This is a genomic window from Rhizobium sp. CAU 1783 (genome assembly GCF_054551725.1).
The window spans coordinates 45,890-61,007 of the sequence record NZ_JBTOLM010000002.1 but is presented as its reverse complement, the minus strand read 5'-3'; the positions used below and the strand labels follow the sequence as shown (position 1 = coordinate 61,007).

The 15,118-nt window shown below is 62.3% G+C and carries 14 protein-coding genes; 10 read left to right on the top strand and 4 right to left on the bottom strand.

All coding sequences use genetic code 11. From position 1 onward, the window contains the following. Positions 1 to 17: 17 nt before the first annotated feature. Complete coding sequence (locus tag ACX93L_RS07025) at positions 18 to 1,097, bottom strand: LacI family DNA-binding transcriptional regulator (protein WP_459404201.1); 1,080 nt, start codon at positions 1,095 to 1,097, stop codon at positions 18 to 20. 288 nt (positions 1,098 to 1,385) lie between these two features. Between ACX93L_RS07025 and ACX93L_RS07020 the strand changes: the two genes are divergently transcribed. Next, positions 1,386 to 2,552 (top strand): dihydrodipicolinate synthase family protein, encoded by a 1,167-nt coding sequence (locus ACX93L_RS07020; RefSeq protein WP_459404200.1) that lies wholly within the window; start codon positions 1,386 to 1,388, stop codon positions 2,550 to 2,552. Positions 2,553 to 2,611: 59 nt separating this feature from the next. Next, positions 2,612 to 3,406: an SDR family NAD(P)-dependent oxidoreductase gene (locus ACX93L_RS07015; RefSeq protein WP_459404199.1), complete on the top strand. Its 795-nt coding sequence runs from the start codon at positions 2,612 to 2,614 to the stop codon at positions 3,404 to 3,406. Between the two features lie 4 nt (positions 3,407 to 3,410). On the opposite strand, the gene ACX93L_RS07010 is transcribed toward ACX93L_RS07015, so the two are convergent. Genes ACX93L_RS07010 through ACX93L_RS07000 form a run of 3 tightly spaced genes read right to left on the bottom strand, consistent with a single transcriptional unit; the run spans position 3,411 to position 6,771 of the window. After that, the gene (locus ACX93L_RS07010) at positions 3,411 to 4,628 is read right to left on the bottom strand and encodes a class I SAM-dependent methyltransferase (protein WP_459404198.1); all 1,218 of its coding nucleotides are present in this window, start codon (positions 4,626 to 4,628) and stop codon (positions 3,411 to 3,413) included. Further along, positions 4,625 to 5,416, bottom strand: coding sequence for a DUF1365 domain-containing protein (locus ACX93L_RS07005; RefSeq protein ID WP_459404197.1), 792 nt, complete (start codon positions 5,414 to 5,416; stop codon positions 4,625 to 4,627). The genes ACX93L_RS07010 and ACX93L_RS07005 overlap by 4 nt, the downstream gene beginning before the upstream one ends. Then, entirely contained in the window at positions 5,413 to 6,771 is a 1,359-nt protein-coding gene (locus tag ACX93L_RS07000; protein WP_459404196.1) for an NAD(P)/FAD-dependent oxidoreductase, read from the bottom strand. Before ACX93L_RS07000 ends, ACX93L_RS07005 begins: the two co-directional genes overlap by 4 nt. A gap of 231 nt (positions 6,772 to 7,002) precedes the next feature. Between ACX93L_RS07000 and ACX93L_RS06995 the strand changes: the two genes are divergently transcribed. From ACX93L_RS06995 to ACX93L_RS06960, 8 genes are all read left to right on the top strand, one after another. Continuing rightward, positions 7,003 to 7,572, top strand: coding sequence for a sigma-70 family RNA polymerase sigma factor (locus ACX93L_RS06995; protein ID WP_459405344.1), 570 nt, complete (start codon positions 7,003 to 7,005; stop codon positions 7,570 to 7,572). Beyond that, the gene (locus ACX93L_RS06990; RefSeq protein ID WP_459404195.1) at positions 7,569 to 8,243 is read left to right on the top strand and encodes a ChrR family anti-sigma-E factor; all 675 of its coding nucleotides are present in this window, start codon (positions 7,569 to 7,571) and stop codon (positions 8,241 to 8,243) included. Before ACX93L_RS06995 ends, ACX93L_RS06990 begins: the two co-directional genes overlap by 4 nt. Before the next feature lie 44 nt (positions 8,244 to 8,287). Beyond that, positions 8,288 to 8,692 (top strand): DUF2177 family protein, encoded by a 405-nt coding sequence (locus ACX93L_RS06985; protein ID WP_459404194.1) that lies wholly within the window; start codon positions 8,288 to 8,290, stop codon positions 8,690 to 8,692. A 47-nt stretch (positions 8,693 to 8,739) separates the two neighbouring features. Next, positions 8,740 to 9,750 (top strand): ligase-associated DNA damage response exonuclease, encoded by a 1,011-nt coding sequence (locus ACX93L_RS06980; protein WP_459405343.1) that lies wholly within the window; start codon positions 8,740 to 8,742, stop codon positions 9,748 to 9,750. Positions 9,751 to 9,756: 6 nt separating this feature from the next. Beyond that, a complete protein-coding gene (locus tag ACX93L_RS06975) occupies positions 9,757 to 11,370 on the top strand; it encodes a cisplatin damage response ATP-dependent DNA ligase (protein WP_459404193.1) in 1,614 nt (537 codons plus the stop codon). Positions 11,371 to 11,481: 111 nt separating this feature from the next. After that, positions 11,482 to 12,069, top strand: coding sequence for an ANTAR domain-containing response regulator (locus ACX93L_RS06970; RefSeq protein WP_459405342.1), 588 nt, complete (start codon positions 11,482 to 11,484; stop codon positions 12,067 to 12,069). 47 nt (positions 12,070 to 12,116) lie between these two features. Then, positions 12,117 to 13,388, top strand: a complete 1,272-nt coding sequence (locus ACX93L_RS06965; protein ID WP_459404192.1) for a CmpA/NrtA family ABC transporter substrate-binding protein — start codon at positions 12,117 to 12,119, stop codon at positions 13,386 to 13,388. A gap of 357 nt (positions 13,389 to 13,745) precedes the next feature. Further along, complete coding sequence (locus ACX93L_RS06960) at positions 13,746 to 15,044, top strand: ABC transporter substrate-binding protein (protein ID WP_459404191.1); 1,299 nt, start codon at positions 13,746 to 13,748, stop codon at positions 15,042 to 15,044. Positions 15,045 to 15,118 lie beyond the last annotated feature (74 nt).

Genomic DNA, 15,118 nt, shown 5'->3' with positions numbered 1-15,118 from the left:
CCCGACTTTTCAATTCCTCACAGCGCGGCGGCAGCCGCACCCTCCATTGCCAGGCCGCCAAGTTGGGCCTCTCCCAGGGCACCACTTGCACCGCAGCTCTTGCGAACGACCAGATGCGCCGGGCTGACCACGGCCTCCGGCTCGACCTTTCCGGCATTGATCTGCTTGAGGAGCAGTTGCGCCGCGCGGCGGCCCATGCCCTGCGGATCGATGGCGACCGTGGTCAACGCCGGAACGGCGGTCTTCGCCTCGATCACGTCGTCGAAGCCAACGACGGCGAAATCGGCACCCGGCTCCATCCGAGCCTTGCGCAAGCCATCGCAGACGCCGAAGGCAACGGCATCGTTGAAGCACAGGGCCGCCGTCGGACGGTCCGCGAGCGCCATACAGCGCTCGATCGCGACCATACCGCCGATGCGGGATGGGGCCGATGCCATCACCAGATCATCACCACAGGCAAGCTTAGCGGCACCGAGCGCCTCCCGATAACCAGCCAACCTCTCGGCATAAACGGTCGTATCGGGGAAGCCGCCGAGGAAAGCGATGCGATGATGCCCGAGCGCGATCAGATGCTCGACCGCCGCCTTGGCGCCGGCGGCATTGTCCGAGAGCAGCGAGGAGACCCGCGCGCCTGAGACATTGCGCACGACGGCAACCACCGGAATACCGGCGGCGGCAAGCGGCTTCAGATCGGCGGCGGGCGTTCCACGGGCGGGCGAAATGATGAGCCCCGAAATGCCGTGCTCGCGCATCGAGGCAACGACCTCACGCTGCCGGTCGGGGTTTTCGGCCGAGTTCGCCAGAAACTGCACATAGCCGGCAGCCTGGACGGTCATGTCGATGCCGACGGCAAGCTCGGCGAAGAAGCTGTTGGTCAGATCGTTGACGACGACGCCGATGATCTTCGACTTGGCATTCGACTGGCGCAGATTGGCAGCGCCGCGATTGTAGACATAACCAAGCTCGCGGATGGCCGCATTGACCTTGGCCCGCGTGCCTTCATTGACCAAAGGGCTGCCCTGAAGAACAAGAGACACGGTCGATTTCGACACGCCGGCAGCGCGTGCGATATCGACAACCGTCACCCTTTCTCCCATTGGCGCATCCTCCTGAATTTCTGATCTTTCGGACTCATAATTGGAACGATCCAAATCTGTCAAGACAAAAATGGGAAACTACAACAGGTCGCGATTCCGCAACTGAAATTTGGATAGACGGCCGCCACATCGGCTCTATTTCAGCGTTTGCACTAGTTTTTCACACCTCCAGAACATTCTTTCGCCCGTCAACAGAGCCCGCATCGGGCGAATAAAATGCTCTCGCCCAAAGCTTGCCATTTGGAACGATCTAAATTATTGAGCAATCAAACCATGGAGGAGGATGCCATGACCCACGCCATCACGCTGCCGAAGATGGACGGCACGATCGAGACCTATCGCTTGATCGGCACGCCGGTCGGCCGGCCCGACCGGCCGCCACGTTTCAACCGTATCGCCTACGCCGCCGCCCATGTCGTCTCGGATCCGCTGCGCGACAGCGATCCCTGGGGTTCGCCCGCCATCGACTGGGAGCGCACGATGGCCTTCCGGCACCATCTCTGGGGGCTCGGCTTCAAGATCGCCGAAGCGATGGACACCTCCCAGCGCGGCATGGGGCTCGACTGGGCCGGCGCGCAGGAACTGATCCGCCGCTCCCTCGCCGAAGCGCGGCACGTGCCGGGTGCCGACCTTGCCTGTGGCGCAGGCACCGATCATCTGCCAGCCGCAGATGCACGCTCACTGGACGATGTCGTTTGCGCCTACGAAACACAGATGGCGTTCGTCGAGGCCCATGGCGGGCGCACCATCATGATGGCCAGCCGCGCGTTGGCGCGCGTGGCGCGGTCCGCAGATGACTACCGCACCGTCTATCGCCGCATTCTCTCGCAGGCGAAGGACAAAGTCATCCTGCACTGGCTCGGCAGCATGTTCGACCCGCAACTCGCCGGCTATTGGGGCAGCGACGATTTCGACAAGGCGCTGGAGACGGTCCTGTCGATCATCGCGGAGAACAGCGGCAAGGTGGAAGGCATCAAGATCTCCCTTTTGGACAACACGAAGGAGATTGCTCTGCGCAGGCGCCTGCCCCCAGGCGTGCTCTGCTATACCGGTGACGATTTCAACTATGCCGACCTGATCGAGGACGGCCCCGACGGCTACAGCCACGCCCTGCTCGGCATCTTCGACGCCGTGGCTCCGCAGGCCTCGCTTGCGCTGTCAGCACTCGCAGACGGCAGGCAAGACGAATTCCGCAAGGTTCTGGCGCCGACAGTGCCCCTGTCCCGCAAGATCTTCGAGGCGCCGACGCAATTCTACAAGGCGGGTGTCGTCTTCCTCGCCTGGCTGAATGGTCACCAGAACCACTTCACCATGCCTGCCGGCATGCAATCCGCGCGCGGAATCCTGCACTACTGCGATGTCTTCCGCCTCGCCGACCAGGCAAACGTTCTCGATCAGCCCGACCTTGCCCTGTCCCGCATGGAAAGCTTCGTCGCGGTGAACGGCGGGCGCTGAACCATTCGCACCTTCTTGCCGTATTGCCTCAGATAGCGAAAAGGCAAGACGGGGTTCTGATGACCAACGACAGCAGATCGGTCGACAACGGCACGACGGCACCTTCACGGGTCGCCTGGGTTACCGGGGCAAGTTCCGGCATCGGCCGGGCTCTCGCCTTGCGACTTGCGCGAGACGGTTGGGACGTCGCCGCAAGTGCCCGCAGCGTCGTCGAGCTGGATCGGCTCTGTGCCGAGGCTCCGGACCGTATCGTCCGCTTCCCGCTCGACGTCACCGACGGGGCAGCCGTCCACGAAACGGCCAGCGAAATCACCGCTCGATCTGGTCCGATCGCACTCGCTGTCTTCGCGGCAGGAACCTATGCGCGGGACTACGCGTCCGACTTCGACTCCGAGCGTCTGAAAACGATGGTCGACCTCAACCTGATCGGCACCGCGCATTGCCTGGAAGCGGTCATGCCGGGCATGCTGGCCCGGAGAACCGGACAAATTGCGGTCGTTGCCTCGGTGTCCGGATATGTCGGCTTGCCCGGTGCGGCGAGCTATGGAGCGACGAAGGCCGCGCTCAACGTGATGTGCGAGGCACTTTATCCGGAACTGGCAGAAAAGGGCGTCCGCCTGTCGATCGTCAATCCAGGTTTCGTCGATACGCCGCTGACCCGGAAGAACGATTTTCCGATGCCCTTCCTCATTTCATCCGAAGCGGCTGCGGATGCCATCGCCAAAGGCCTCGCGGCAAACCACTACGAGATCGTCTTTCCCCGCAGGATGGCCGTCGCGATGAAGATCCTCCACGCACTGCCGGCGTCGCTCCGGTTCAAGCTGACGCGGCGAATGCTGAGATCCCCCGATTGACGAGCTATTCAGGGTTGTCGAGCCGGACCTGAAGCACATCGATCCGGCCCGTGCGGAAGCCGACGGCACAATAGTGGAGATAAAAACGCCACAGCCGATAGAATCGGCGATCAAAGCCGAGGGCCTCGATCTTTGGCCAATTCGCGACAAAAGCGTGGTCCCACGCAACCAGTGTCCGGTCATAATCGCGGCCGAAGGCCAGCAGAGAACCGATGGCCAGACCCGCTTTTCGAGCTCCGTCCTTGAACGCCGCCACGGAGGGGAGCATCCCGCCCGGGAAGATGTAGGTCTGAATGAAATCAGCCCGGCGTCGATAGGCTTCGAAACGGTTTTCGTCGATCGTGATGGACTGCACCATGGCGCTGCCGCCGGGCTTCAGGCGTTGACGCAGCGTCGCAAAATAGACCGGCCAGTTTTCCTCGCCGACTGCTTCGAACATCTCGATCGAGACGATCTTGTCGAAGCGGCCTTCACAGTGGCGGTAGTCCTCCAGACGAATGTCCGCGCGGTCGGACAAACCTGCCCGTTCCAGACGATCCCGCGCATATTTCGCCTGCTCGACCGAAAGCGTCAGGCAGGTGAGGCGGCATCCGGTGGCGCGGATCGCATGCTCGGCAAATCCGCCCCAGCCGCAGCCGATCTCCAACACATGGTCGTCCGGACCGATGTTCAGTTCTCTGACGATCCGCGCATACTTTGCCTCCTGCGCGTCGGACAGGCCTTGTCCGGGCGTCTCATAGAGGGCCGAGGAATAGGTCATCGTCCGATCAAGCCAGAGCGCGTAGAAACTGTTGCCCAGATCGTAGTGGAACGCGATGTTGCGGCGGCTGCCTTTCACCGTGTTGCGTCGAAGCGCGTGGCGAATGCGGGCGATAGCGCCGGTGATCAGGTTGGGTGCCATCAGGCGCGAAAACCGGTCTTCATTGGCAACCGCCAGCTCGAGAACCGCACCGATGTCGGGGCTATCGACGTCGCCATCAATCACCGCGCCGGCAAATCCCAGGGTACCGCCCGTCATGATCCGCAGCAGCGCACGGGGACGTCTTATCGTCAGCACGGCCGTCGGACCCGTTTCGACGCCGGTCACAACATGCTCGAAGCCGTTCTCAAACTGCAGGACCAGCCGTCCCTTGCGGAGCCTGTCCGCCCAACGGCACAGCATTTTCTGCCACACGGGTCGCGCAGGCGCGAGACCGGAGGTTTCCTGTTCGGCGTGGCTCATGGTTTCTCCATTTCATTCTGCAGGACAACCGTGCTGGCGACCGGTATCGCCGCCGGCGTATGGCGGTAGATCGGCGTGCGCTTCAACCAAAGCAGCAAGGCTTCCCAGTGGATTCCGACGACCACCTTCAGCGTCATCAGCGGATAGGTCAGCAGCATGCGCAGCAGCGCCGCATCGGAAATCTCGCGACGTTCCCCGACAAAGGACGCAAAGAGCAAGGCACCTTCTTCGTCACTCTCACCTATGTTGATCGCTACCGCCTCGCCCGGGGGCTTGATGTTGAAGCCGTAAGTGCAGTTCATCGGCATGAAGGGAGACACATACATCCGCTTGGCACATTCGTGTCGGACGGAATGGCCGCTACCCTCGACCGGGATGACATAGGTGTGCCGCTCCCCAAAGGTGTTGCAGACCTCGTAGAGAATGGCGACCAGTGCTCCGTCGCCCCGACTGCAGAAATAGACAGTCAGCGGATTGAAGACGAAACCGAAGATGCGGGGATAGCAGAGCATTGTGACCCGCAGGTCCTGCTCGGCGATGCCGGCATCGGCAAGATGTCCCGCGACCCAGCTCTTCAGCCCTTCCCGCCTTCCGTCGCCATGATCCGCATCATGGACGGAAAAGACGGCTCGACGGTTGTGGCCGAACAGTCTCAGGCTCCTGCCGAGCAGCGGCAGCTCATCGAGATCCACCAGCAGCGAAAAGACGCTGTAGCGCAGTCGATGGCGCTTCGGCCGGTGCCGGACATGAAGGACATGACCCGTGTAGAGGGCGGAGGCGAAGCTCATTCGACCGCCTCGTGTGTCCGGACATGGGCGATCCTTCCAGATTCGTCCGCGACCGTCCACGGACGGCGCACACCGCCAAGCGCCTCGGCCACCGCAAGGCCGGCCTGAAGACCGTCCTCGTGGAAACCGCTTCCGAAATAGGCCCCGCAGAACCAGGTGTTGCGCCGGCCCTGAAGCGACCAGAGACGATGCTGCGCGGCAATGGCCTTGAGGTCGAACAAGGGATGGGTGTAGTCGAACACGCTGATGATCTTCTTCTCATCGACTGTCCGGCACGGATTGAGCGTGACGAACAGCTGCGCCGCAGGATCAAGCGACTGCAGATGGTTCATCCAGTAGGTTACACAGAGAGCGCTTTTTCCCGAGCGATCCGCATCCGCTATGTAATTCCAGCTCGACCAGACTTTCCGACGCTTCGGCATCAGGCCGACATCGGAATGAAGAACGGCAACGTTGGGCGTGTATTCGAAGGCGCCCAGCACCTCTCGCTCGCCGTTGTCGGCATCGGAAAGCAACCCGAGCGCCTGATCGGCGTGGGTGGCGATCACGACATCGTCGAAACGATCCGCATTGCCGGCCGCATCAACGACCTCGACCCCGATTGTTAGACGACGGACCGAGATAACTGGGCTTTCGAGCCGCACCTCACCGCGAAAATCGGCGAGCAGACGCTTCACATATTCGCGGCTTCCGCCGGCGACCGTGCGCCAGCGCGGGCGATCCTTGAGTTGCAGGAGGCCGTGATTGGCAAAGAACCGGATGAAGGCATGCAGCGGATAACGTCGCATTTCGGACGCCGTGGTCGACCAGATCGCCGCACCCATTGGCAGAAGATGGTCTTCGACGAATGAGGCACCGTAGCCACTCCGGGCCAGATAGTCACCAAGGCTTACCGCCTCGAGTTCAGGGCGCCCAAGCAGTTCCGGCGCTTCCTTGTAGAAGCGCAGAATGTCGGAAACCATGCGCCAGAAGCGTGGGCGGACCGTATTGATTGGCTGACCCAGAAGTCCGCCCAGACCCGAACCGGAATACTCGAAGCGTCCACTATCGAGGGAAGCGGAAAAGGACATAGACGACGGCAGTGTCGGAACGGAGAGATGATCGAAAAGGGCGACCAGGTTGGGGTAGTTGCGATCGTTGTAGACAATGAAGCCCGTGTCCACGGCGATTTCGCGCCCGGCCGTGCGGGCAATAACCGTATTGGCATGCCCTCCAGCGCGCGAATCGGCTTCGAAGAGCACGACATCTGCGGTACGGCTCAGGAGCCATGCGGCAGACAGCCCGGATATACCCGATCCCACGACAGCGATCTTGCGCCTACCGTTGTGAGTCGAGCTTCTAAAGCCGCCGTCCATCGATCTACCTCGCCTTGCTGTTCATTTCACAGCATTACGCAGACCGAAGCGAAACGGATCGATGTCCGGTGAATAAATTCCGGTCGAGTGATCCGCTGTGGAAATTGCGCCGTAAATGCGGTCATGACGACAGAATTTTCAATAGCGGCGGATGCATGCCACAATGAACGAGGGCGATTTGCGCGGCAGCCCCGTTCCTTGCCGCAGGTTAGTGGGAAAAAAACGGCATCCATGCAGGCCAGCGACGATGAAAGTCCACAAGGAAACCTCGCCCAGCTTTTGACCGCCGTCGGGCAGAAGAAGGACGTCGAAGCCTTCGAAGCACTTTTCCGCCATTACGGTCCACGGGTGCGCGCCTACATGGCCAAGCTCGCCCGAGATGGACAGATATCCGAAGAACTGATGCAGGAGACCATGCTGGCGGTATGGAACAAAGCTCACCAGTTCGACCCTGCACGTGGCAACGTTTCGAGCTGGATCTTCACCATTGCGCGAAATCTCAGGATCGACGCCTACCGAAAAACGAAGCGTCCGGCATTCGACCCGAACGACCCCGCGTTCGTTCCCGACGACATGCCATCGGCCGACGTCGAGTTCGAACAACAGGAGGAAGCCGACCGGCTTCGGCGCGCCATGTCGACGCTACCCGCGGAACAGCTGGAGCTCTTGAAACTGTCCTTCTTCAATGAAGCGTCCCACAGCGCCATAGCCGCAAAGCTCGGCCTGCCCATGGGTACCGTCAAGTCTCGCATCCGGCTTGCCTTCGCAAAGCTGCGCGCCGCGATGGAGGACCGGTCATGACCATACAACATCACGTCAGCGACGAATTGTTGCTTGCCTATGCTTCCGGCAGCCTCGCGGAAGGCTGGAGCATTGCAGTTGCCACGCATCTCGCCCTTTGTCCGGCCTGCCGGCGGCGCCTCGACTTCATGGAACATGCAGGCGGCGAAATGCTGGAAATGGCCTGTGACGAGGTGGCGGACGACACCAGCTGGGACGCCATGAAAGCAAGGATCGAGGCGACCAAAGCGGCCGACCTTGAGGCAGACAGGACAAAGGCGCCGCCTCGGGCTGCAGGAGGGAAGGATGTGGTCCTTCCCGAACCGCTACGGTCCTATCTCGGAGGAGACTTGGCCGCCTTGAAATGGAAGGCACTGGGACGCGGTGCCTACCACATTCCGATCGCGACCGCCGATGGCGAAAGCATGGTGCGACTGCTCAAGATTCCGGCTGGAAAGCCGGTTCCGGAGCATTCGCATGGCGGGCGCGAACTGACGCTGGTCCTGAAGGGAAGTTTCCGTGACGGCGACGCCCTTTTCCGGCGCGGAGACCTGGAAGAGGCCGACGAGACCCTGCAGCATCAGCCCGTGGCGACGCCCGACGAGGATTGCGTATGCCTGGCAGTCACGGATGCGCCCCTGAAATTCCGCAGTCGTCTGTTGCGCCTCATTCAGCCCATGCTCGGCATCTGAGCGGAGGGATCGATGCGCGACGCCTTGCACGCCAGGATCACATCATGAGTAGCTATGTCATCGCCTACATGGCGAGCGCCATCGTTTTCTTCGGCCTCGACTATCTATGGCTCTCCCGCATTGCGATAGGCTTCTATCGCCGCCATCTCGGCGAACTGTTGCTCGCGACACCGAACTTTACCGCGGCGGGGCTCTTCTATCTCTTCTACATCGCCGGCATCGTCTATTTTGCTGTCCTTCCCGCTGTCTCGTCGGGCAGCCTGCTGACGGCCGCGATCGGTGGTGCCCTGCTCGGACTGCTCGCCTATGGGACCTATGACATGACCAATCTGGCGACGCTGAGGGGCTGGCCCATCCCGGTCGTGATCGTCGACATGGCCTGGGGCTGCTTTCTCACGGGGGCAGCCGCCGCAGCCGGCTATCTGGCTGTCACGCGTATCGCCGGCTAACCCTCTGGCATGCGACGGGCGCGCGCCCTATCTCTTTTGCCATGACGATAAGGCCCGAAGCCCTTCTCCACCCGACAGCCGAGGGGCTCTATTGCCCATTCGGGAAGTTTCACGTCGATCCGGTGCGACCGGTCGAGCGGGCCCTTATCACACACGGACATTCCGACCACGCACGCCCCGGCCATGGCCATGTGCTGGCGACGCGGCAGACACTCGACATCATGCGGCTCCGCTGCGGACCCGAGTTCGCCGGTAGCACACAGGCCGTCGCCTACGGGGAGACGATCGCGATCGAGGGAACCGATGTGTGTTTCCACCCGGCTGGGCATGTGCTGGGATCGGCTCAGATCTTAATCGAGCGAAACGGCATGCGGATCGTCGTCTCGGGCGATTACAAGCGCAGCGCCGACCCGACCTGCGCACCGTTCGAACCGGTCGGATGCGATGTGTTCATCACCGAGGCAACCTTCGGCCTGCCGGTCTTCCATCATCCCTCTCCGTCCACCGAGATCGGCAAGCTTCTCGCGTCGCTTCGGCAATTTCCAGAGCGAAGCCACCTGGTCGGCGCCTATGCACTCGGCAAGGCGCAGCGCGTGATATCGCTGCTGCGTCACGCCGGCTACGACCGGCCGATCTACATCCACGGCGCGCTTTCCCGGCTCTGCGACTATTATGAAAGCGAGGGCGTCATGCTCGGCGATCTACGGCCGGCGACAGGCGAAGATCCGGACGCGCGCGATTTTCGCGGCGCCGTCGTTGTCGGCCCGCCTTCAGCCTTCAACGATCGTTGGGCACGCCGTTTCTCCGAACCGCTCTCCGTCTTCGCGTCCGGCTGGATGATGGTCCGCCAGCGCGCCAAGCAACGCGGCGTCGAGCTGCCGCTGGTGATTTCCGATCATTGCGACTGGCCCGAACTGACGGCCACCATTTCCGAGCTTTCGCCCGGCCAGGTATGGGTCACGCATGGCAGGGAAGAGGCTCTGGTCCGCTGGTGCGAACTGCAGGGCATCGCCGCGCGGCCGCTCCATCTGGTCGGCTATGAGGACGAGGGGGACTGACGGCGCATGAAGGCCTTTTCCGACCTGCTCGATCGCCTCGTGCTCACGCCCAGCCGCAACGGCAAGCTGACCTTGCTCGTCGACTATTTCCGCACGACACCGGACCCCGATCGCGGCTACGGGCTAGCCGTGCTCGCCGATACGCTGGATATCGGCGTGGTGAAGCCGGCGATGCTGCGCGAACTCGCGCTGGAGCGGATGGACGAAGTTTTGTTCCGCTATTCCTACGACTATGTGGGCGACCTTGCGGAAACCATCTCGCTGGTCTGGGACGGCGATCGTGAACAGGCCGCCTCGGCACTCCCGCAACCAGGGCTTTCCGAGGTCGTGGAAAAGATGCAGTCGCTCGGGCGTACAGAGGTGCGCGGGGCCGTGCGGACACTGCTCGACCGGCTCGATCCCTCCGGTCGGTTCGCCTTCCTGAAACTCGTTACCGGCGGCTTGCGCATCGGGGTGTCGGCCCGGCTTGCCAAACAGGCTCTCTCCATTCTCGGCGAGAAGGAGATCACAGAAATCGAGACGCTGTGGCACGGCCTGTCGCCACCCTATGAGCCGCTCTTTGCCTGGCTCGAAGGGCGACAGGAGAAACCGATACTGGCGACGCCCGCCATCTTTCATTCGGTCATGCTGTCGACCCCGGTAGGCGACAACGATCTCGACAGCCTCGATCCGGCCGACTTTGCGGCTGAATGGAAATGGGACGGCATTCGCGTCCAGCTTTCCTCGTCGCCAAGCCGCACGAGGCTATACTCACGATCCGGCGACGATATTTCCGGCGCCTTTCCGGACATCGTCGAGGCGGCAAACTTCGAAGGGGTGATCGACGGCGAGTTGCTGATCGGCGGGACGATGCGCTCCAACGAGCCGACCCGCAGCTTCTCCGACTTGCAGCAGAGGCTGAACCGCAAGACCGTTTCGTTGCGCATGCTGGCCGATTATCCGGCGATCCTGCGGGCCTATGACATCCTGTTCGACAGCGTGGAGGACGTGCGGGGCGAAGCCTTTGTCGATCGGCGGGCACGGCTTAGCCGCCTGATCGACGACGCGCCGCCCTCGCGATTCGATCTTTCACCGCTCGTGCCCTTTTCCGAGTGGGGCGAACTCGACAGGCTGCGCCGCAATCCTCCCGACCCGGTGATCGAGGGGGTGATGATCAAGCGTCGGGACAGCAGCTACTTGGCGGGCCGCGCCAAAGGCCCGTGGTTCAAGTGGAAGCGGGATCCGCTCAATGCCGATGCAGTGCTGATGTATGCCCAGCGTGGCCATGGCAAGCGCTCGAGCTACTATTCCGACTTCACGTTCGGCGTCTGGACAAGCGTCGACGGCAGGGACGTCCTGGTTCCGGTCGGCAAGGCCTATTTCGGTTTCACCGACGCCGAACTCGAAATCCTCGACAAATTTGTCCGCAACAACACCGTGGATCGCTTTGGACCTGTGAGGGCGCTGAGAGCGGAACCCGACCATGGTTTCGTGGTCGAGGTCGCCTTCGAGGGTATCAGCCGCTCGAACCGCCACAAGTCCGGAGTCGCGATGCGCTTCCCGCGGATCGCCAGGCTTCGCCAGGACAAGCTTCCGCGCGAGGCCGATCGGCTCGAAACGCTGACCGCTCTCATTGACTGAAGGCGGCCGTCTGCAGTTCTGCAATTGTATAATTTGTGTGCATTTCATCCGCGGCACAATTTCTAGGCATAATGCTTGCCAAGCTTTTCGCACTGCGGCATCAATGATGCCATGTTGCACCCGGACCTCACCATTCTCGTGATCGATGAAAACGCCATACGTGCGTCCATCATCGAAGAGGGATTGCGGGATGCCGGACATACCCACGTGACCGTGGTGCACGAGGTCTTCGGAATCGCCCGGATCATAGAAAACCTGAAGCCGGACGTCGTCATCATTGATATCGAGAACCCCAACCGGGACCAGATGGAGCATCTCTTCCAGCTGACCCGTTCGGTCAGCCGGCCGATCGCCATGTTCGTCGACCGCTCGGACACCGCCTCGATCGAGGCCGCGGTCGAGGCCGGCGTCTCGGCCTATATCGTCGACGGCCTGAAGAAGGAGCGGGTGAAGCCGATCCTCGACATGGCGGTCAGCCGGTTCAACGCCTTCAGTCGCCTGCAACGCGAACTGGCCGACGCCCGCAATGCGCTCGAGGAGCGAAAGGTGATCGAACGCGCCAAGGGTATCCTCATGAAAATGCGCGGCCTTTCGGAAGAAGAAGCGTTCGCGCTTCTGCGCCAGACGGCGATGAACGAGAAGAAAAAGCTGTCCGACATCGCCCAGAGCGTGGTGACGGCAGCAGGACTGCTGATGTGATGCGGACCGGAGGCAGGATCGCGTCCGGAGGAGCCGGAGTGAATGACATGACGCAACCGATTTCAGTCGGAGCGAACCTAGCCACGCCGGGACTGGGCAAGGGCGGCACGCCGAAGGTTCTGCGGACCGGCTTCATCCCGCTGATGGACGCCTCCGTCCTGATCGCCGCCGCCGAATTCGGTTTTGCGGCACGCGAGGGGCTGACGCTCGACCTCGTCCGCGACGTCTCCTGGGCCAATGTGCGCGACCGGCTTGCCTTTCGCCAGTTCGACATCGCCCACATGCTGTCGCCGATGCCGGTCGCCTCGATGCTCGGCCTGGGCTCCAACCCATCGCCGACGATCACGCCATTTTCCTTGGGTCGCGGCGGCAACGCCATCACCCTGTCCGTGCGGCTCTTCGACCGGATGCGGCAGGCGGCCGGTCTCGCAGAAACCGCAAGCGCATTGGACAATGCGCGGGCACTGGCGACGGTCCTCGCCGACATGAAGACGCGCGGCGAAGCGCCGCCGACCTTCGGAATGACCTATCCCTTTTCGTCGCACAACTACGAATTCCGCTATTGGCTGGCAGCTGGAGGGATCGATCCGGACCGCGACGTCAAGCTGGTGGTGGTGCCGCCGCCACTGACGTCCGATGCGCTGGCCGCCGGCGCCATCGATGGCTTCTGCGTGGGCGCACCGTGGAACATGGTCGCCTCGGAACGAGGTGTCGGCCGCATCGTCGCGGCGAAGCAGGACATCTGGCCATCCGCCCCGGAAAAGGTTCTCGGCATGCGGCCGGACTGGGCCGGTGACCATCCGGAAACCGTTTCCCGGCTGATCGTCGCCCTTGATGCCGCTGCGCGCTGGTGCGACGATCCCGCCAATCATGACGCACTGGCCGACGTGCTGGCCGATCCCCGCTACATTGCGGCACCGGTCGACATCATCCGCCACGTGCTCGCCGGCGAGTTCAACCTGGATGCCAGGGGCCACAAGCGCATCATTCCCGACTATTTCGTCTTCCACCGTCACGCGGCGAATTTCCCGCGGACCAGCCACGCGCTCTGGATCTACAGCCAGATGATACGCTGGGGACAGACCTCCTTCGGCCCGGCCGGCCAAAAGGCCGCGGCCTCCGCTTACCGGCCCGACCTCTACCGTCTTGCGCTTGGCGCGGACCGGGCGCCAGCCGATGATTTCGGCCTGGAAGGAACCACGGCTGAAGACCGCTTCATGGATGGACTCGTCTTCGATCCAAGCGCCATCGAAGATTATGTCGGACGCTTTCCCGTGCGGGCGCCGCGCCTCGAAATTGTACCCGACGAAGATGCCTGAACTGCCGCGCTGCACAATCCGGCAGCGCGACAAAGTCACGAGGCAGTGCAACCGCACAAAGTTTCACCACCAAAGCGATCGGCCGGTGAAGGCGGCGACATACGTCGAAGCGAATTTTAGTCCACCAAAATCAATGGGATAAAGATTCATTTCGAAACTGGCACACTGATTGCAAGGATTTATACGCCCCGGTCAACGGCGACCTGAAGGCAAATGAGCGCTCCGAGAGCGCACTTCATCACAGACATCGACGTCGCAAGGTTTTTGCTGTCCGGACACCTCCCGTCCGAGAGACACGAACTCCATGCGGCGTTTTTTTTCGTTTTCGGGTTCCGTCAATCGCAAGGGGTCACACTCATGACAAAGATCATCGAACAAGGCATCAGCCGCCGCAGCCTGCTCAAGACCACCGCAACCGCCGCCCTCGTCGGCGCCATCAAGACCGCCTTCCCGTCCGGTGCCTTTGCGGCATCCGAAGGCCCGGAGGTCACCGGCCTGAAGCTCGGCTTCATCGCGCTCACCGACGCGGCCCCGCTGATCATCGCCAAGGAAAAGGGCTTCTTCGAAAAACACGGGCTTCCCGAAGTCGAAGTGCTGAAGCAGGCATCCTGGGGCGCCACCCGCGACAATCTCGTGCTCGGCGGCGAAGCAAACGGCATCGACGGCGCGCATATCCTGACCCCGATGCCGTATCTGATGGAAACCGGCAAGGTGACGCAGAACAACGTGCCGGTGCCGATGTCGATCATCGCTCGCCTCAATCTCGACAGCCAGGGCATTTCGGTCGCCAAGGAATATGCCGAGACCGGCGTCCAGCTCGACGCCTCCAAGCTGAAGGACGCCTTCGCCGCCAAGAAGGCCGCCGGCAACGAGATCAAGGTCGCCATGACCTTCCCCGGCGGCACCCACGACCTGTGGATCCGCTACTGGCTGGCCGCCGGCGGCATCGACCCGGACAAGGATGTCTCCACCATCGTCGTGCCACCGCCGCAGATGGTCGCCAACATGAAGGTCGGCAACATGGACGCCTTCTGCGTCGGCGAACCGTGGAACGAGCAACTCGTCAACCAGGGCATCGGCTTTACCGCCTGCACCACCGGCGAGCTGTGGAAGGGCCATCCGGAAAAGGCGCTCGGCCTGCGCACCGAATGGATCGAGAAGAATCCGAATGCGGCCAAGGCCCTGATGATGGCCGTGATGGAGGCCCAGATCTGGGCCGACAGCATGGACAACAAGGAAGAGATGTCGGCGATCCTTGGCAAGCGCCAATGGTTCAACGTGCCGCCGAAGGACGTGGCCGGCCGCCTCAAGGGCACGATCAACTACGGCAATGACCGAGTCGTCGAGAATTCCGGTCTCGAGATGAAGTTCTGGAAGGACCACGCCTCCTATCCGTTCAAGAGCCACGATGCCTGGTTCCTGACCGAGAATGTCCGCTGGGGCAAGTTCGCTCCCGACACCGACATCAAGGCGCTGGTCGACAAGGTCAACCGCGAGGACATCTGGCGCGCCGCTGCCGCCGATCTCGGCATCGCCGCCGCCGACATTCCGGCTTCCACGTCGCGCGGACCGGAAACCTTCTTCGACGGCAAGGTCTTCGATCCGGAAAACCCGAAGGCCTATCTCGACAGCCTGTCGATCAAGGCCGGCGCGTAAGTTGCCTGCCCCCTCTTCCCCGCCTGCGGGGGTCTTCTCCCCGCAGGCGGGGACGAGGGCGGCGGCAGCCGGGT